The sequence below is a fragment of the Anaerococcoides asporogena genome (assembly GCF_029590275.1).
Taxonomy (GTDB): domain Bacteria; phylum Bacillota; class Clostridia; order Clostridiales; family Clostridiaceae; genus JG1575.
Genome location: NZ_CP120965.1, coordinates 863,925 through 881,278, shown reverse-complemented (window position 1 = coordinate 881,278; position 17,354 = coordinate 863,925). Strand labels below are relative to the sequence as shown.

The window sequence follows — 17,354 nt, the reverse complement described above, 5'->3', positions numbered from 1 at the left end:
TTACGGACAGGCAAGGCTGGCTACTATAGGACGATTGGTTCCGGCATAAACAATGTAGTATTCCATTTCTTTTCCTTTCCCTGAGAAAAGGACATGGAAAAGAAATAGAGCCGGTGCCTTTGAAGCACACCGACCCGCCACCTAAAAAAGTGCATAAGGAAATAAGGGTACTTCATATTGCACCCATCACCGAGTTGTGATGGTCAATATTTGTTTCCCATGCCCTTATTGCAAATCAGGCTTGCGGTTTATTTTTTTGTCCAGTTATTTTGATACACTGAAATTCATTCAATAAAAAAAGACAGCAGATAAAATACCAATTGGTACCTCACTGCCGTCTAGCGTTCTGGAGAGAATTAAATTAAAGCCTCACGTTCTTAACCTCCAGCGTTCCCGATTCATTTACTTTAATGATGGTTTTACAAGGCCCCCTGACAATTACGATGGCTTGATTTTCCTCATCAATGAGGCACACAAGCTTATCTAAAAGGTTTCGTACTTCCTGTTCCCTATCCATATTCCCCCTCCCGCAAACTATTTTTTTTACCATCGAATAGAACGTTTGTTCGATTTTTGGCGGTAAAATAATGGTATCAGTCCGATACCATTACTGTCAATTTCAACTTATAAGTTCCAAATCCAATGAGCAAAAGCGAATAAAGAGGACATACCATGAACAATTTAGCTATTTTCATCAGAGAGCATCGAGAGAAATTAAATATTTCAAAGAGAAAACTCTCAGAGCTATCGAATGTCAGCCATACTGAAATTCAGCGCCTGGAAAACGGCCACCGCAAGAATCCCTCTCCTCCGCTGTTAAGGTCCATTGCAAACGCACTGAACGTAAGGTATGAGGATATAATGGAAGCCGCAGGGTATTTGGACACCACCTCGGAATCCCTGGTCCAATCCGCTTGGTTACCATATCTTGAGGATCTTACATTTGATGAACTCAAGCGGGTCCAAACATTTATAGAATCTCTGCGGGCGAAACGGAAATAGAAGCGGATAGGAGTAACTTCAAGAGCAAGATTTTCAATAATTATAGCTAAAATTTTTCAAGCCATTTTTACTTTCATTTCGTACGTTGAAATTAAGTATTCTGAAACAGCACCTGCCATATTTACACATAGCACAGCATGACGAGAGGAAGGTCTTGAATATTTTAAACCGATAGCATGAGCATCAGATAACTTGTTTCTTAACGATGAGAGACCATTGACAACAGATTCTGCTCCTCCTAATATTTGCTTAAACTGCTGTTCTGTATGCTGACTAGGTGCCAAATTTAATTCTAATGAGGCTAGCTTATATAGTTTAATAAGGTCTGCACTATCGTCATATTGTACATTTTGATTATCTAAGATATATTTACATGTTGCTTCCAATAGTGTTCTCGCTGCAGTAATCGCACCCTCAGGGTCTTCATATCTACCCTGGATTCCCGGCGAATTATAACGGGGAATGCTGGAAATCGTTGATATCACTGGATTAGCAGCATAATTTCTCTTGATTTTGCCTCATAAACACGTTATAATTATAACGTGAGGTGGCGCATGAATATCATCGATGTCAAAAACAAGAAAAACGGAGTTATCTACGTCTACGAATCCATCGACTACTGGGACAAAGAGAAGAAACAGTCTCGAAGTAAGCGTGTTTGTATTGGCAAACGTGATGAACAGGGCAATCTGATCCCTTCCAAACGACTCACTCAACCTCCGGTCTCCACTGTGATTAAACCAGGGCCGACTCCATCTACTTCCACTCGGCATGGTTATTTTGGCGCTACGTATCTGTTTGATGCGATCGGGGAGCAGCTGGGCATCACACAAGACTTGAAGGCATGCTTTCCGCAGATTTATAAGAAGATCCTCTCCGTGGCCTACTATTTGATTTTGGAGGACCGCAACTCCCTTCTTCGTTTCCCGAAATGGGATAGGACCCATTTTCATCCACATGGGGCCTGCATCTCTTCCCAACGAAGCAGTGATCTGTTCTCGATGATTACGGAAGAAGCAAAAGAACGTTTCTTTCGCTTGCAGGGCAAGCGCCGGATGGAAAATGAATATTGGGCCTATGATACCACCAGCATTTCGTCCTATTCAGAGTCTCTCAAACAAGTCAAATATGGGATGAACAAGGATCATGATCCGCTTCCCCAGATTAACCTGGCGCTGCTCTTTGGAGAAGACTCAGGCTTGCCGTTCTACTACAGAAAGCTGGCCGGCAACATCAGCGATATCTCGACCCTGAAGAAATTGCTGGCCGACTTAAAGCAACTTGATTTTGGCAAAGTTAAACTGGTCATGGATCGTGGCTTTTACAGTGAAGCCAACATCAATGCCCTTTATCAGAACAACCTGAAATTCCTGATTGCCACCAAAGTATCCCTGAAGTTTGTGCGAAAAGAATTAGACAAAGTCAGAGACAGCATAAAAACAAGGACCAACTACAACTCAATCTATCAGTTATACAGCCATTCCACCGCCATTGAATGGAACTACTCTCAAACAAGACCCCGCAAAGGCGATGTCATCAAGGATACTCGCCGCATGTATCTGCACATCTATTACAGTAGCGAGAAGGCGTTGGAACATGAGAGCCGCTTCAATCTGATGCTGGATCAGTTGGAGGCTGAGCTTACGAGCGGAAATCGAAAACCAGAGAACGAGAAGCAGTACGCCAAATACTTTGAACTGTCAGATACCCCGGTACGTGGAATCAAGATCATTCCCAAACAGGATGCCATCACTCGAGCTGAAAAGGACTATGGCTTTTTCGCGCTGTTAAGTAACGACATCAAGGATCCCATCATAGCCTTGGAGATTTACCGTAACAAAGATCTGGTCGAGAAGGCGTTTGGGAATCTTAAAGAAAGGCTCAATCTGAGGCGAACTGCAGTCTCATCTGAAAGCTCGCTGGACGGAAAGCTGTTTGTCCAATTCATTGCCCTGATTTTTATGTCCCATTTGAAAAAGACGATGGCCGATAAGGGTCTATTCCAAAACTACACCATGCAGGAGCTACTAGACGAACTTGATGTCATAGAAGCATTTGAAAATCCAGGGAAGGCTCTCCAAGTAGGCGAAGTGACCAAGAAGCAGGAAGGCTTGTATACGAACTTGGGAGTAGACCCGCCATCCACGTTATAATTTTTCGGGAATTTAGGATCTACGGCCTAATGCCTTTACCCAAATTTCATGAATGTAATCAGAACTCATTTTAGCCGCAGATGAGACAATACCTTCGATTGGAGCTGCTGGTTCATGATATTCAAGGTAATCAAACAACGGTGAAAACTGTTCCGCCAAAAATCTCCGTCTATCGGAATAGGATTTATATTCATTTTTTATGAATCCCCAAAAAGATGGTAAATCTCTATATTTCTTGACAAATCCAGGTAGCAAGTCAATAAAGAAATCTTCTCGGATCAAATTTCTTCTACTTCTGTTAAATTCTTCTGTTAATTTCGGATTGTCATAGTTCTCTCCTGTCGAAACAGCAACTAGAATATCGTACAATCTCTTACAATCATTGTACAAATCTTGATTGGTCATACGTTTCCGTCCTTTTATTGATAAATTGGTTATTCAAAGGAAGTTGCAGCTGTATTATCATGTTCCAAACTATCATCCTTACTTTTCACATAGTCTAAGCAAGTCCGAAATACTTATCGAAAAAGCTCGTCAACTTCTCAATCACGCTCTGTTTCTTGGCCGCTCTCTTCCCTCCGCCACTAAACCGGGATACCGGAGGCAGGATCTTGTCTATGTCAGTCTATGTCTTATGCTGAAGATTGTCCCAATAGGCTATCTGAACAGCTCTTCTAGTAGATTTTCGAGTGTACCCTCTTGAGCGAAAGGGAGAGTATCAACTTGCTTAAAATTATGTGTTGTAATTGTAACCGGATCTTCAAATCCCAAAATGAAATTAGTAGCAATCTTAAAAATGATCTCCGTTGGTGCTAATCCATAAACCTGGTTTTCAAAAATATGTTTGAGCCGGAGAGCAGTGTCCGGAAATGTTTTCTTCAATCCTTCGCTTTGGTATAGTCGCTTAACAATCTCCGTAATGTAAAGGCCAGACTTCATATAAAGATCTATGAAGGTATGGTCCGGACTGTCATAGCACCCGGGATTCTCCTCATCGAGAATATCAACCATTTGCTTGACGACTTTTTTAGGTGTATAGATTTGATTGGTCTTCTGTGGTGGAATGTAATCGAAGATATCTTCTGTAGCAGATTCATCGAAGTAATTCGCAAGTTTTCTTCGCAGCCTCATAAACTCCCTAACGGAATCATCAAAAACTACTGGATCGAATAATTTTCCAGGATAATACTTCTCTTCACTGGTATCTTCATCGTAGTATTTTCCCCCATCCCGTAAGAAACTAAAATCGGATAAAGAGATACCTGTAACCTCTTTGAAAACTTTATCCGGGATAATTTTATCAAAGGAATTGAGAGTAACTGAGTCATCCCCGTAAGCCATCAAGAAAGAAGGGATAGTGCGAGAGAATCCACGCAGATGATCTCTTACCGAATCCTCTATCTCATTTTTCTTTTCTTCTTTCTTTTTGGTCTCTAAATAATCAACTACTAATTCAGCAGACTCTTTAGTGAAATCCTGAATTTTTTCTGACACAGTGTCCTTGAATATTTCAATTACTTCCCAGTTCTTCTCCTCAAATTCCTGATTGACTTGGTCTTTAGTCTTGCCACTTTTATCGATGTCTCGTAAGGCATCTTCGTGATCTTGCTCAACTGTCTTCTTGGCTATGGATAGCTCTCCATAAGTTTGCTTTGCGATTCGCTCAGCTTGCTTTTCTAACATTCGCTGGATTTGCTTTTGCTCAGATCGCTTGAAACTATCAGAGTATTTTTCCTTTGCTGTATCAAGTATTGTGTTGATAACTCGGTCTTTTAAAATATCATTGAACTTGTAAAGATCTGGCTCTTCACTTATAACATCCTCAATGATTTTTTCGACTTCTTCTTCTGTATCCTCACCAATAGCTTCATAGATTTTATCGCCGAATAATTCACTTGTGGTTCCTACCAGCGTTTGATCGTCTAATTTGACTTCCCCTGAATCATCTAAAGATAGCTCACCAGCGGTTTTTTCAGTAATTTTTATCTCCCGACTGGGTTCATCAACCGGGGTAAACTTCTTGATAATATCCAAAACCTCAGAAGGAGCACGGAAAATGTTGCTAATATTTTGGAACAGAAAGTCACTCATAAAACCACGTCGAACAACTTCCAGGGATCGAATCTTACGAGGGATGGATAGAACTTTTTCTGGATCAAGCTCGATCATTTCTCCATTTTCATCCTCCCCAATTACGGGAAAGAAATTTAACAGTTCTTTAATATGCTTCTTACGGGTGTGGGTATCACCATTACCGTTCGTAGTATCAGAAGACAAATCATTCGCAAATTGCTCATATACAGTAAGTGTCCTTGCAGGATCAAAATCAAATACATATGCATTCTCTTTACGATGGTACTCAGTGCCTATATTGAAAAGACACGGGTTTTGAGCTCTGAATGCTGCCTGCATGTAAAGAGCTGGACTCTTGATATTACTGAGCATCATTACGCCAGTCCATTCCGGGATAGTAACACCAGTAGTTAATTGTCCGACAGAAATAGTAATCGTTTTCTCGTGAGTGCTGATAGCTTCCTTAACCTTTAAATATGAATCTGCTAAAACATCTTCATCTTCGATTTTTCCATCCCCGGCTGCTAAAACTATAAAATAATCTTTAAAGACTGGATGGTCCTGAAGTTTTTTTGCCAGAAGCGTGGCGCTCTCAACCCGGTTCAAAATCCAAAATGTGTGTTTTAGTTCAGCTCTAAGTTCTTCAGTTGAAAAAGGGAATTTTTTCTGAGAGGTAAGTGCATTAAGGAATCTGTTGACGGATTCATCATAAACAAATCGTCCGTTTTTCGAAGCGAAAAATTCGTTCAAGTCAAATGCATATTCCGCAGTCTCCCCATCAATCTCTACCCCTTGTTCCAGTTCATCTTTTATAATTTCTGACATTTGATAAGTGAAAAGATTAAGCTTAGGGAGTGTTCCGTAGGGGTTTTCTTCAGGGGAAGACCATTTTTGCTTTTCTCTCTGTTCATCAGCATAAGTCCAATTATAAATTGCGTTTCTTGGAAATTTTTCATTTGCAAGGGCTTTAAAAGGCGTTCCAGATAGGTGAAGAGTGAATTTTCGTTTAATTTGGTTAAATGCTATGTCAGTTTTAAATGTATCAACGCCTTCATGAGCCTCATCAATTACAAGGATATCCCACTCGATGTCTTTTACTTCTCTCAGTTTATTGTGGATGCCGCCAAAGTATTTCGATCCTTTCAAGTCCTGAAGGCTGACAAATTGAATGCATTTTAATACAGTCTCGTCCGTCAACATCTTCACATATTCTTCTCTGGTTCTCACAAGGGGTTTACCGACCAATGAAGACGTGTTTGTGACAAACTGATAACCCGATTCTGTACCTAAGAAATCCTCATAATCTGAATACCAGGAGTTCGCGATAGCTGGTCGGTTTGTCACAATCAGAACATTATCGGCGTCCGTTTGCTTTATAAAATCATAAACTGAAAGAGTCTTGCCGAAACGTGGCTTGGCATTCCAAAGAAACTCTCCACCCTCAGGATTATCTTCCAAGAAAATCATGGTTTGGAGAACCGCTTCCTCTTGTTCCTTTCTAAGTTGATAAGGCATAGGTTCTTTTAAATCATTAATGATGCCTCTTCCACTTTTAAATTGGTAAAAATAAGCCCGTGAGGCAGTCCCTGATACATTAAACCATTCTGTTTTTGGTTTGTCCTTGATGCCTAATTTTCTAAGATATGCATGAAAACTTTTGTCGTTAAATTTCTCGCCACTACCGTCATCAAAAACAGCCATTCCGCGCCATTCTTCTTTAAATTTTACATCTACCGTTTGAGTCTGCTGCTTAATTCTCTTATTGACATCCTGTTCAGTGTATCCGATTTTTGTCCACCCATTTTTACTTGGAATTTCCGGTGTGGAATATGCGTAGATCATGGGGATAACTCGCTTTGTTGTTTCAATCTTAGGATATTTCTTAATTCCACTTTCCATTTAGTTACCTCAATCTCTTATTCTAGTCGAAATATAATCAATTTCTTCGCTTGATAATCCAATTTTATGAAATAGCTGTTTATTCAAATCAAAATTAAAGTCGAGAAATTTACTGCTAAAATCATAATTTAACAAATCCGGTACCCTTTTACCTAACGATGTTAAGGCTTCATCTGTTAACAAGAATGTAAATTTGACTAAATCCGTCTTCATATAGTTGTAAAAGTTCTTTGCTTCTAATTCTGTGGGGAATGATTTCAATGCTACTCTTGATCGTCCAAATACACTCTTATTATCAATTATTTCCAATTGGTTATCACGGCCGTCTTGACCACCACCATGAGCACTTGAAACCACAACTTGCCACTGTGAAATGTAGTCAATATTCTTCTTGATAAGGCCCTTTGAAGCGATAAACCAAACAGCCCGTCCAGCTGAACCAGCTTTGTCATTGGCTAATACCTTTATTTCTTCTTCAGGATTAAAATCTTTTCCCTCTCTAAATTCTCTGACTTTAAATGGGTTTTTTTGTACAAAATTGCTCTCGATGCCAAAAAGGGTACGTGGTAATATCGCTTTATTTAAATATTCCAATTTATTCATTTTTACAAAATTATCGATCTTGGAAGCTATAGGCATATCATCCGGATTTAAAGGAATCAAATCCTCCCCAGGATATTCAATACTTACTGATTGTTTTTTCCCTTTAAGAATATATGAATATTCAAATGTAGGTGTTACTTTATTTTTTTTCTTAACTACGATAGATATACCATCTGTAATTTCATTACTACTAAAAAGTTCTTTCGAATTTGGATAAAAATCAAGACGCGCAAGCTTAGGATCATTTATCGTAGCTAAACCAAACTGCGTCAAACCTTTCCCGGACCTATGAATCCATCTTCCTCCCGGGTAAATTAGTGCAGAACCTTCCTTTGTTATCTTATCAGCTTGAATTTGAAAATAATGGAAAATATTTTTTTTTGATTTTTGGCCATTATATTCCGATTCTTCTGACGTTTCTTCTTGATAGGGTGGATTTCCAATACAATAACTAAATAATTTCGCCATTTCGTCACTCTCCTCGACACTACTAAATTCAAATGATCTTTTTTTTCGCCAATCATAAATTTGAGTTAAGACGGGATTCTTATGTGGTAAATTAGATTGCTTATTGTCAAATACACTCATTTGACGTAATGTTTTTTCCTGGTCCGAATATGGTAGAGATGCATTTAAACCGTTCATTTGCCATATATTCCAACTGATTATGTTGGTTATTTTATTAATTTCTATATAAGTTGGTTTTTCACCCCAAATTTGAATCATATAATCCACAAAAGTAAGCAAAAGGTTAATCCTTGCTATTAGCAAGCTATCCCCTTGCCATTCATATCCATAAACACTTTGGTAGGCCCTAATTACCCACTTCATCCACTCTTCTTTTGATGTTGTGTTTTCCGAAACTACTTTTAATTTACGATCAAGCACCCCTATCCGTCGATTTATCGGTAAAATTATTTCACCTGTGGCTGGGTCATACCGAGAAACAAGGAATGGCGCTTCACCACAAGTGATTTCAATATATCTAGCGTCGACATATTCCTTCCACGTTTTATTACTAGGAAACTTCACCTTCTCTTCATTGATGACCCAGGTGTTGTCTTCCTTTTCAATGTTAAAAACATCTTTACATTGAAACCAATCATTATCACAGTAATTATTGATCTTATTGCAGATCCATGATGGAGTAAAGACTTCAGCCTTTTCTTTAGTTCTCTCTCTTTGTTGATGCTTAGATTTTGATATTCTAGGCTGAATTTCACAGGATTCCAAACCAAGGATACTATCCTCATATATATGTTCCTGTGGTGCGTACATATCTCCGAAATGTTCATAACTGGTAGTTGCGAATACTATATTACCCTTAGTTGTTTTATCTATAAGGAGTTGTTTTAAAACGTCCTTAATTGGATATTCGCGAAGTTGAATTAGACTTTCCATCCAAAAAATTCCTTTCTGATTAATTCAAATGACGCTTTTTTATTTCATATGCAAAGCGCGGAGAGTATCATAGTTCATTTTAACCCCCCCATAATAAATTGGTCTTTTAGTATTTAACTAATCGAAAATATTGATAAAAATTGCAACTATTTTTTATAATTATATCACGGCAGGTGGACAGATTGTTTGTATTGCATTTTGAAAGGGATCGGATGTTCTTTGCCTATAAAGAATAAAATCAAAAATATTCATGGCATCACATCCATAGCCTCAGCAGTCTATTACATCCTGTCTGTAGTCTCGCCAAAGCAAAAAGCATATCTGTAGTCTCAACCCTATCCTTTTTTGACTCCTGAAGTAAAAATTCCCCCGAGACTATGGATATGATGAAAAATGGTTTCCAGCCTACGGTGAAAATAACCGAATGTCTGGAAACCGCTGATATCAGGCCTTTCCAAGCCTTTTATTTATTTTCTCTTGTGATCAAGACTACCGTCTCAACGTGCGACGTTTGAGGGAACATGTCAACGGGCTGGATCTTCTGAACGCGGTACCCGTGACTCAGCAGATATTCCAAGTCTCTGGCCTGGGTTTCAGGGTTGCAGGAAATGTAGATGATCTTTTGGGGCTTCAGGCTGCATAACGAATTTAAGAATGTCTCGTCGCTGCCGGATCTGGGAGGATCCATGATTACTGCATCAATGGGTTCGTTCCTCCTGGCCAGCTCTTGCATAAACTCGCCTGCGTCTGCCTGATAAAAATGCACATTGTTCACCTGATTGGTCTGTGCATTCTTGATGGCATCGCGTACGCCATCCGGGTTAACTTCAACGCCAATGACTTCTCTGACTTGTCTGGCTGCAATCAGTGAAATGGTACCGATCCCTGAATAGGCATCCAGGATTCTTTCGTTCCCCTTAAAATCAGCCATTTTCAGAGCCGTGTTGTATAGAACTTCCGTCTGCTTGGGATTGATCTGATAGAAGGACTTGGAGGAAATCCGGAATCTCATGCCGCAAAGGATATCCTCGATATACCCCTTGCCAGAGATCGTGGTTTCCTTATCCCCCAGGATCATGGAGGTACTTCGGTTGTTAATGTTCATGATGATAGTCGTAATCTCCGGGTGTTCCTTCGTCAGAAGCTGAATGAAGTTTTTCTTACCGGTAAAGATCGAATGAGCTGTTACGAGCACCACCATGACTTCTCCGGTGGTAAAGCCAGTCCGGATCAGAACATGGCGAAGAAAGCCGGTTTCACGATCTTCCTGATACGGCTCCATCTTGTATTTTTTCATGATCTTTTTGGTGGTATGGATGATTCGGTCCGCTTGAGGATCCTGAATGATGCACTGATCAATATCAATGATGGAATGAGAGTTCTCAGCGTACATGCCTGCGATCAGCTCTTTCTTTCTTCCATATCCGAAGGAGTACTGAATCTTGTTGCGATACTCATACGGATGCTCCATTACCAGGATGTCTTCCACCTTCCCGAAGGAGCTCAGATACTTCTCAGCGATCTCCTGCTTCACCTGATTCTGGCTTTCATTGGACAAGTGCTGGAGCTGGCATCCTCCACAGCGTTCATAGTATATACAAGGCGGTTTCACGTTAACTAATTGTGTTTTATTCATTCTATGTCTTTCCCGGTGATTCCGGCGTCTGATTTTGATTGAGCGAACTGGATCTCTGCAACACCTTTGTAGTATCGAAAGGGTTGCAGAGATCCAGACTTGTACTAATTCGTTCCGATCTGTCGGCTGATTGAAACGTCTGACAGCCTGCCGACAAGTACCTGCTGATGTCATGCTCGAGGTTTCGCCACAGAATTAGAACATGGTATCCTTTTCCTCGACTGGCTCCTTAAAAAAGCAGTTGCCATCCAGGCTCAGCTTGTTTCTGTGCCCCTCCAGATTGTCTCCCTTCTGATCATCTATATAATGAACGCAGTCCGTGCAGATCCTGGCAATGCACTCGACCAGTCTCTGATCGTATTCTTCCTTCGACAAAATTGTCACTTCGCTTTCCCGGAGTTTCTCCATCCGGGAAACATTCAGATAGCAATCTGCCTGTTCCGATTCAATGAAGTAGGGTTCTACACAATTATCATCCAGCAACTGCACGAGGTGCACAAACCGGCTTTCCGTCGTATTCTGATACGCCCCCATTTGATGCAGCTCCGGATATCCTTCTGGATAAAGATAATACTCATGGTCAATTTTCAATGCTTTCACTTTCATCCTAACTTCCTGCCTCTCTTTGCTTTTTTTTTAGAAATCCAACTTTACTTATCTTTATTAAATGAAAGCCCCGCTTCTTTGAGGAGCGATCTCATGATGGGCAAGGATGCTGGTCCGATTCCATGTATATTCAATATTTCCTTCTCTGTATAGTTTGAGAGCTTTTGCAACGTATCAATCCCTTCGTGAACTAATGCGTTTCTTGCAGGAGAGCCTAATTTCGACAGGAAGCCAAATTCGGGCTTATTCTCTGCGTTGCAGATCGGACACGTTGGGCAATCACTGGTTTTTATAATATTTATGTCCCTTTTCACAAGTTCTAAGACTCATTCTCTCAGTCATAAATAATACCTCCGACTACTTTCTACACTCTGTTTTAGAGATCGGATTCTACTCATTGATCGATCTTACTCTCTTGTCATCAAGACGACGGTCTCAACGTGCTGGGTCTGAGGAAAATTGTCATAGGGCTGGATGTGTGCGGGGTGGAAGCCGAAGGTGCACAGGATCTTCGCATCGCGGGCCAGGGTGGCAGGATCGCAGGAGACATAGATCAGGCGCTGGATGCCGGAGTGGCCGATAGCCTGGAGGAGGGACTCGTCACAGCCTTTTCGGGGGGGATCCACTACCACAAGATCGGGTTCTCTGGATTCGGTCATGAGCTGCTGGATCAGATCTTCTGATTTGCCGTGGATGAACTCGACCTGGGGGAGGTTGTTGAGGGTCTTGTTATAGTTGGCATCTGCGATGGCTTCGCGGACGATTTCTACGCCGGTCACGCGGGCGGCATGGCGCGCAAGGTATAATGCGATGGTCCCGGCGCCGCAGTACAGGTCGAGAACATGTTCGTCTCCGTTTGGCTGAGCCAGCTCCACGACTTTGTCGTACATGCGCCGGGTCTGCTCCGGATTGACCTGGAAGAAGGAATGAGGAGAGATGCGGTAGCGAATATCGCCGATGGTATCCTCGATGGTTGCCTCGCCCCAGACCGTGTGGTTGATTTCGCCCAGAACCCGATTGGTTACGGCGTCATTGAGGTTCAAAACAAGTCCCCGGATCTGAGGTACGGCCAGGCGCAAATCACGAACCAGTTCTTCCAGATGAGGCACTTCCGCTGATGTGGCCACCAGAACAACCAGCATCTGGCCGGTATAGCGCGCTTCCCGGATGAGCAGGTGCCTGACTGCCCCGGGAATGATCTCGTCTTCCCGGTCCAGTACCGCAATATTCCGTTCTTTGATCCAATGGCGCACGGCTTCGGCGATTCGGTCGGAGGGCTCGTTCTGGATCAGGCATTCCTTGATATCGATGATCTCATGAGAGCGTCCGCGGTAGAATCCCACCCGGACTTCTCCGTCTCGGCGTCCGATGGGCATCTGGACCTTGTTGCGGTAGCGCCAGGGCTGCTCCATGCCAATGGCCGGTTCCACGACGGGATCGGCCAAGCCGCCGATGCGCTGGAAGCAATCCTTTACCCGCTCCGTCTTAAAAGCCAGCTGCGCTTCATACGCCTGATGCTGCAGATCACAGCCGCCGCAGCGGCCGAAATACGGACAAGGCGGCTCCACCCGATCACTGGATGACACCAGTACTTCCTCCAGCCGGGCAAAGCCGTGACTGCGGTTGACCCGGACCACCCGGGCCCGGATCTTCTCCCCGGGCAGCACCCCGTTGATAAACAAAGGGAAGTCCTGAAGCCGGACGACGCCTTCCCCGCCGACACCCTGTGCCAGCACCTGCGCTTCAATCACATCGTTCTTCTGCACGGGCGCGGTAAAGTCAGCGGCAGTCGAACTGCCGGGATGATTCCTGTTCTTTTTTTTCTGGCGGGCTGGCCGCTCCTGTGTTTGCTTCATTGGTTTCTCCCTGTATTGGTTCAATCATTTTGATTCCGTTCCCGGATTGTCACGAAAATTTCGTCGCCCGGTCCTTTTCCGATCTTCTGCCGGATTTCCTTGCGAATTCCGATGATGTGGCAGGCAGTGCCCATGCGGACCAGCTGTCCGTCATAGGGATAGCCGTCAAAGGTCGCATGGACCGCCACCCGGCCCTTGCCAAATTCCCGCCGTACATCCCAGGGGAATTCCACATAGGCTGCGTCCATCTCCGGATTGGGATGAATGATGGCCTTGAATTCATAGAGCCGGCTCATTCATCCCTCCGCCCGAACTTCATCTCCTGCCCGGCCTGATCATATTTCTTGCGCTTGGCGCTGACCTGTTCCATGGATAGGGCAAACACCCGGGTCAGAGCCATTCCCGAGGCAGCAGCCGCCTCAAAGTACTTCATCTTGTCCGGCGTATATTTTTGGCAGATCCGCTCCAGAGCCCGCTTCTTCTCCGAATCATCGCTGACCTCCGTGATGGTTCCGCCCACCATGGCCGAGGCAAACTCCGTGGTGAACACGGAGGACACCAGCTGGCCCGTCTGCTCTGGATCTGCCAGCATGGCGTCCAGCTGGGACTCCTCAAACAGTTCAGGTACCCTGACTCTGGATACAAACACGACCCAGGCGGCAGCGCCATCCGTCACCCATTCCAATTTATGACCGGCCCTGGCGGTATGGAACAGCAGCCGGTCACCATCCCGCACCAGGGACAGGGGCAGTCCGTAAGGCAGATCATCCTTTGCCAGGGCCATCACCCCATAGGCTGCCTCATCGATGATCTCCAAAGCAAAGGCCCGATCCATTTCCCGGTCTTTTCGTCTCATGCCGCTTTCCTCCCTGACGCTGGATCCGGCAGCGGACTACACACTGAATCGATGGTTCCCTGCCTGCCTGATCCCTCTGATAATAAAAATTATACCATTGAAACACCCTCTGCATCCTTCGCCTCAAATTGTTTCATTGACAAGCCCACTCAATCCGCTAAGATTAAAGTATCGAATAAAAACTTAGGAGAATACTATGGAAAAACAACCTATGGCCTGTGATGTGGAGCTCGGGACCTGCGATGTCATGACCCCTATGTCTGATTCCGTTCCGGCAACGGAAGGATCGGCAACCATCCAACTGCCGGAGTCTTCCAAAGCGATCCAGATGATCTATGTAACGGATCCCCTCTGCTGCTACTGCTGGCAGGCGGAACCCGCTTTAAGAAAATTCACCGCCCTGTACGGGCAGCACTTTGATTCCCATATCCTTATGGGCGGACTCCTGGAGTCCTGGGATGGCTTCTCGGATGAAGGCAATGACATCCGTCAGCCCAAGGACGTCGGGATTCACTGGCGCGAAGCTGCCGCTCAGTTCGGCATGCCCATCGACGGCACGCTCTGGGACAAAGACCCGGTGCGCTCCTCCTACCCCGCCTCGATCCTGTTCAAGCTGGTTCAGCAGATTTCCGACACCTCCTCGCGGCGATTCCTGAGATCCATCCGCGAAGAAGTTATGGTGAAAAACCGCAACATCAGCCGGGACGATGTCCTGGCCAATGTCTTGGACCTGAACGACCGCAACGGCCGGAAAATGGTGGAAGACATGAAGACCACTGAAGCCCGCGCTCTGCTCAATCAGGACCTGACCCTTTCCCGCCAGCTCGGCGCTACCTCCTTCCCCACTGTGATCTTCCTGAAGGAAGGCACCGAAGGAATCCGGGTTGCCGGCCTGCAGGATTTTGAAACCTACGAGCAGGCTCTACTGGACATCGCCGGCGAAGAGCTCGAAGCCGCCCCGCTGCCCGAACTGAAAGACATGTTCAAGCTCTCCCGCACCATCTTTTTCCGGGAGATCGAAGTCATGTATGACCTGGAACCCGAAGCAGTGGAAGCCTTCATTCAGCTCAACCTGCCGGAGGACAGCTACGAAATCAAGGAACATCTGAACAGCCGCTACATCGTTCGCAAATAGACCAGATCAACTCACGGCCGCCCGGCGGTCGCTACCCAGGAGGCTCTCATGACAAAGAAAATAATCACCATATGGCTTCTAGCTGGCAGCCTGGCTTTGTCTGCCTGTGCCGCGCCCGTGGCAAAGCCGCAGACAACGCCCCGCACCGGGCAGAGCACCGACACCGCAAAGAGCTCCGGCCAGACGGTAACACTGGAGGAATACGACACCCTGAAGCAGGAATCGGATGAAACCATTTCCGCGCTCAAGGATGAGATCGCCAGCCTCAAAAAAGGCGCCGATGACAAGACGGCTCCGGATAACAGTGCCATTGCTTTCCGCCAGCGTCCGGCCGGCATGCTGTATTTCCCCGTCTTTACCCTGGATGCGGAGATGAAGACAGAAACCGCCGGTTATGTCGCCATCAAGCCCCAGGCTACCCTGACCACCAAGCTGAAAGACCTGACCAGGGGAATCTCCCGGATTCTGTTTGAGAAGCGCGACATGGAAGTGGTCTCCATCAAGACCGTGAACAACAAAAAAATCGTGACCATAAACCTCAAGGGACAAAGCGAGTGGAACCAGGTATTCCAGGGAACCACCAACGGCGGCGTCAACAGCCAGGCCCTGGTGCTGAGCTACCTGCAGAAAGACTACCGCAACGGCTGGATCGACGGCGTCCGCTTCCTCATGGATGGACAGCCCATCGAACTGGAACATGCCCCGCTCCTGGAAGAAACTCAGTTCAGAAAATAAGTCCGCATCCTAAGAACAAGAAAGCAGCCTGTGTCACGCGACACAGGCTGCTTTCCTGTTCATCTTATTTCATCTCATGTTTATCTTATTCATCTCATGTTTATCTTATTTCATCTCATATTCAGCTCATTAAAGTTCAGTACAGCTCATTTCAGCTCAGTTCATCTCAGCTTCCATCCGGTACGGCCTGCTCAGAGCCTTCAGCTGGTTCGCTCCCGGGATTATTTCAGCGAAACCCGGTAGCTCCGGTCGGACTGTGGTCCTTCCCGGAACTCGACCCGTAGATCGGGATTGGCCGTATCGCAATCCTCCAGGACCTGGAGCAGTGCCTGACCGTAGTCCGGCTGGTGCTCCAGAAGTGCCGCCGTATCGGACAGAATGATTTTCACAGGGGCACCGGGCTCCGTCAGCAGATCGTACAGGGCATCCAGATTGTTGCCATAGTAATCCGGAAAGTCCAGGGCCTCCCGCAGGTAGTGATGCGTGGCGGAACGGTCTGTCATGCGGGCCCCATCCAGGCGGATGATCCGGGTAATGCGTTGTTTCATCGGATGATTGTGATCCATCAATTCCCTCCTGCCGGTCCGGCCAGCTGTTCAAAGGTCTCGTAATGATCCCCGGTATAGAAAATCAGCCCGTCGTTGGAATAGACGATGCGCTTGGCGCCCCGGGAACCTCCACGGTAGTCAATGTCACATTCGTAATACTGCCGGCCCGATTTTTTCGGAAGAAGACCTTCATTGTTCCCAAATCGGTCCCCGCCGATGCTCATTTTCTTAGTGACCTTCCACAGGTTGCTCTTCGACGCGACCCATCCCCGATCCCTGGCCTCTCCCTTCGTCAGGTAATTGGATGGCAGTTTCCCGAACTGATAGAGATAGGCCGCTACTTCCAGTTTCGTGGTATAGCGTCCGTCCTCTTTGACCGTGACGGCTGCCAGGCCCGCTCCCAGAACCGGTGTCGTGTTTTGCGGCGTCGTGACCGCCTTGGTACCGGGACTGGTCTGCGCCTGGGTCTGGGCTTTGGTTTGAGCCCCAGTCAGAGTCGGTTTCGTCAGCTGCGTGATCGGCTTACTTAGATCCTGTTCGATCAGGCTGCCCAGCTTCTGGCAGCCCGTCAGGGAAAACGCCGCCACCAGCACCAGCAGGACCGAAATATAATGCTTCCATCGTTGTTTCATACTTAACTCCCCGGCAGAAATCTGCCGATTCATTCTTTTTCTCTATTTTACCACGTTTGGAATCATTCTGAATCCACCTTTCACAATGGGTGCAGCCGACGCTTCTTCAGCGGATCCGGATCTGGTCCGAAGAGAAGAACTCCAGGACATGAAAGAAAGCGGCAGCCGCAGCTCCCGGTTCCTCGTGGAACCAGATGCTGCGGTTGCCGCTGAGAGTGA

General features: G+C 45.4%; 17 protein-coding genes. 4 read left to right on the top strand and 13 right to left on the bottom strand.

Going from position 1 to position 17,354, the window contains the following annotated elements; genetic code table 11:
- Nucleotides 1-361 precede the first annotated feature (361 nt).
- Nucleotides 362-517, bottom strand: coding sequence for a hypothetical protein (locus tag P6M73_RS04160; protein WP_277854869.1), 156 nt, complete (start codon nucleotides 515-517; stop codon nucleotides 362-364).
- A 155-nt stretch (nucleotides 518-672) separates the two neighbouring features.
- Here P6M73_RS04160 and P6M73_RS04155 point away from each other — a divergent pair, with 155 nt between their 5' ends.
- Nucleotides 673-1,002 (top strand): helix-turn-helix domain-containing protein, encoded by a 330-nt coding sequence (locus P6M73_RS04155; protein WP_277854868.1) that lies wholly within the window; start codon nucleotides 673-675, stop codon nucleotides 1,000-1,002.
- 56 nt (nucleotides 1,003-1,058) lie between these two features.
- Here the strand turns inward: P6M73_RS04155 and P6M73_RS04150 are convergent, their stop codons facing one another.
- Nucleotides 1,059-1,487: an abortive infection family protein gene (locus P6M73_RS04150; protein WP_489666469.1), complete on the bottom strand. Its 429-nt coding sequence runs from the start codon at nucleotides 1,485-1,487 to the stop codon at nucleotides 1,059-1,061.
- Between the two features lie 69 nt (nucleotides 1,488-1,556).
- Here P6M73_RS04150 and P6M73_RS04145 point away from each other — a divergent pair, with 69 nt between their 5' ends.
- A complete protein-coding gene (locus P6M73_RS04145) occupies nucleotides 1,557-3,155 on the top strand; it encodes an IS1634 family transposase (protein WP_277853047.1) in 1,599 nt (532 codons plus the stop codon).
- 12 nt (nucleotides 3,156-3,167) lie between these two features.
- Here P6M73_RS04145 and P6M73_RS04140 read toward each other — a convergent pair whose 3' ends face one another.
- The 9 genes from P6M73_RS04140 to P6M73_RS04100 all read right to left on the bottom strand — a co-directional run bounded on the left by P6M73_RS04140 (nucleotide 3,168) and on the right by P6M73_RS04100 (nucleotide 14,085).
- On the bottom strand, nucleotides 3,168-3,560 hold the full coding sequence (locus tag P6M73_RS04140) for a hypothetical protein (protein ID WP_277854866.1): 393 nt from the start codon (nucleotides 3,558-3,560) through the stop codon (nucleotides 3,168-3,170).
- 252 nt (nucleotides 3,561-3,812) lie between these two features.
- Nucleotides 3,813-7,127, bottom strand: coding sequence for a DEAD/DEAH box helicase family protein (locus tag P6M73_RS04135; RefSeq protein ID WP_277854865.1), 3,315 nt, complete (start codon nucleotides 7,125-7,127; stop codon nucleotides 3,813-3,815).
- Between the two features lie 9 nt (nucleotides 7,128-7,136).
- The gene (locus P6M73_RS04130) at nucleotides 7,137-9,131 is read right to left on the bottom strand and encodes an Eco57I restriction-modification methylase domain-containing protein (protein WP_277854864.1); all 1,995 of its coding nucleotides are present in this window, start codon (nucleotides 9,129-9,131) and stop codon (nucleotides 7,137-7,139) included.
- 463 nt (nucleotides 9,132-9,594) lie between these two features.
- Nucleotides 9,595-10,767 (bottom strand): 23S rRNA (uracil(1939)-C(5))-methyltransferase RlmD, encoded by a 1,173-nt coding sequence (rlmD, locus tag P6M73_RS04125; protein ID WP_277854863.1) that lies wholly within the window; start codon nucleotides 10,765-10,767, stop codon nucleotides 9,595-9,597.
- Nucleotides 10,768-10,962: 195 nt separating this feature from the next.
- On the bottom strand, nucleotides 10,963-11,373 hold the full coding sequence (locus P6M73_RS04120) for a hypothetical protein (protein ID WP_277854862.1): 411 nt from the start codon (nucleotides 11,371-11,373) through the stop codon (nucleotides 10,963-10,965).
- Between the two features lie 44 nt (nucleotides 11,374-11,417).
- Nucleotides 11,418-11,687, bottom strand: a complete 270-nt coding sequence (locus P6M73_RS04115) for an RNA polymerase alpha subunit C-terminal domain-containing protein (protein ID WP_277854861.1) — start codon at nucleotides 11,685-11,687, stop codon at nucleotides 11,418-11,420.
- Nucleotides 11,688-11,780: 93 nt separating this feature from the next.
- Complete coding sequence (rlmD, locus tag P6M73_RS04110; protein ID WP_277854860.1) at nucleotides 11,781-13,229, bottom strand: 23S rRNA (uracil(1939)-C(5))-methyltransferase RlmD; 1,449 nt, start codon at nucleotides 13,227-13,229, stop codon at nucleotides 11,781-11,783.
- Between the two features lie 20 nt (nucleotides 13,230-13,249).
- On the bottom strand, nucleotides 13,250-13,525 hold the full coding sequence (locus P6M73_RS04105; RefSeq protein ID WP_277854859.1) for a DUF1905 domain-containing protein: 276 nt from the start codon (nucleotides 13,523-13,525) through the stop codon (nucleotides 13,250-13,252).
- A complete protein-coding gene (locus tag P6M73_RS04100) occupies nucleotides 13,522-14,085 on the bottom strand; it encodes a pyridoxamine 5'-phosphate oxidase family protein (protein WP_277854858.1) in 564 nt (187 codons plus the stop codon). Before P6M73_RS04100 ends, P6M73_RS04105 begins: the two co-directional genes overlap by 4 nt.
- A 196-nt stretch (nucleotides 14,086-14,281) precedes the next feature.
- Between P6M73_RS04100 and P6M73_RS04095 the strand changes: the two genes are divergently transcribed.
- Nucleotides 14,282-15,220: a DsbA family protein gene (locus tag P6M73_RS04095; RefSeq protein WP_277854857.1), complete on the top strand. Its 939-nt coding sequence runs from the start codon at nucleotides 14,282-14,284 to the stop codon at nucleotides 15,218-15,220.
- A gap of 48 nt (nucleotides 15,221-15,268) precedes the next feature.
- On the top strand, nucleotides 15,269-15,955 hold the full coding sequence (locus P6M73_RS04090; RefSeq protein ID WP_277854856.1) for a hypothetical protein: 687 nt from the start codon (nucleotides 15,269-15,271) through the stop codon (nucleotides 15,953-15,955).
- 221 nt (nucleotides 15,956-16,176) lie between these two features.
- On the opposite strand, the gene P6M73_RS04085 is transcribed toward P6M73_RS04090, so the two are convergent.
- Nucleotides 16,177-16,521, bottom strand: a complete 345-nt coding sequence (locus P6M73_RS04085; RefSeq protein ID WP_277854855.1) for a barstar family protein — start codon at nucleotides 16,519-16,521, stop codon at nucleotides 16,177-16,179.
- Entirely contained in the window at nucleotides 16,521-17,135 is a 615-nt protein-coding gene (locus tag P6M73_RS04080; RefSeq protein ID WP_277854854.1) for a ribonuclease domain-containing protein, read from the bottom strand. The genes P6M73_RS04085 and P6M73_RS04080 overlap by 1 nt, the downstream gene beginning before the upstream one ends.
- Nucleotides 17,136-17,354: the final 219 nt, after the last annotated feature.

Bases quoted from the DNA above. Each gene is read 5' to 3' on its own strand.
- P6M73_RS04160 (WP_277854869.1), bottom strand. From the start codon at position 517: ATGGATAGGGAACAGGAAGTACGAAACCTTTTAGATAAGCTTGTGTGC.
- P6M73_RS04155 (WP_277854868.1), top strand. From the start codon at position 673: ATGAACAATTTAGCTATTTTCATCAGAGAGCATCGAGAGAAATTAAAT.
- P6M73_RS04145 (WP_277853047.1), top strand. From the start codon at position 1,557: ATGAATATCATCGATGTCAAAAACAAGAAAAACGGAGTTATCTACGTC.
- P6M73_RS04140 (WP_277854866.1), bottom strand. From the start codon at position 3,560: ATGACCAATCAAGATTTGTACAATGATTGTAAGAGATTGTACGATATT.
- P6M73_RS04135 (WP_277854865.1), bottom strand. From the start codon at position 7,127: ATGGAAAGTGGAATTAAGAAATATCCTAAGATTGAAACAACAAAGCGA.
- P6M73_RS04130 (WP_277854864.1), bottom strand. From the start codon at position 9,131: ATGGAAAGTCTAATTCAACTTCGCGAATATCCAATTAAGGACGTTTTA.
- rlmD (WP_277854863.1), bottom strand. From the start codon at position 10,767: ATGAATAAAACACAATTAGTTAACGTGAAACCGCCTTGTATATACTAT.
- P6M73_RS04120 (WP_277854862.1), bottom strand. From the start codon at position 11,373: ATGAAAGTGAAAGCATTGAAAATTGACCATGAGTATTATCTTTATCCA.
- rlmD (WP_277854860.1), bottom strand. From the start codon at position 13,229: ATGAAGCAAACACAGGAGCGGCCAGCCCGCCAGAAAAAAAAGAACAGG.
- P6M73_RS04105 (WP_277854859.1), bottom strand. From the start codon at position 13,525: ATGAGCCGGCTCTATGAATTCAAGGCCATCATTCATCCCAATCCGGAG.
- P6M73_RS04100 (WP_277854858.1), bottom strand. From the start codon at position 14,085: ATGAGACGAAAAGACCGGGAAATGGATCGGGCCTTTGCTTTGGAGATC.
- P6M73_RS04095 (WP_277854857.1), top strand. From the start codon at position 14,282: ATGGAAAAACAACCTATGGCCTGTGATGTGGAGCTCGGGACCTGCGAT.
- P6M73_RS04090 (WP_277854856.1), top strand. From the start codon at position 15,269: ATGACAAAGAAAATAATCACCATATGGCTTCTAGCTGGCAGCCTGGCT.
- P6M73_RS04085 (WP_277854855.1), bottom strand. From the start codon at position 16,521: ATGGATCACAATCATCCGATGAAACAACGCATTACCCGGATCATCCGC.
- P6M73_RS04080 (WP_277854854.1), bottom strand. From the start codon at position 17,135: ATGAAACAACGATGGAAGCATTATATTTCGGTCCTGCTGGTGCTGGTG.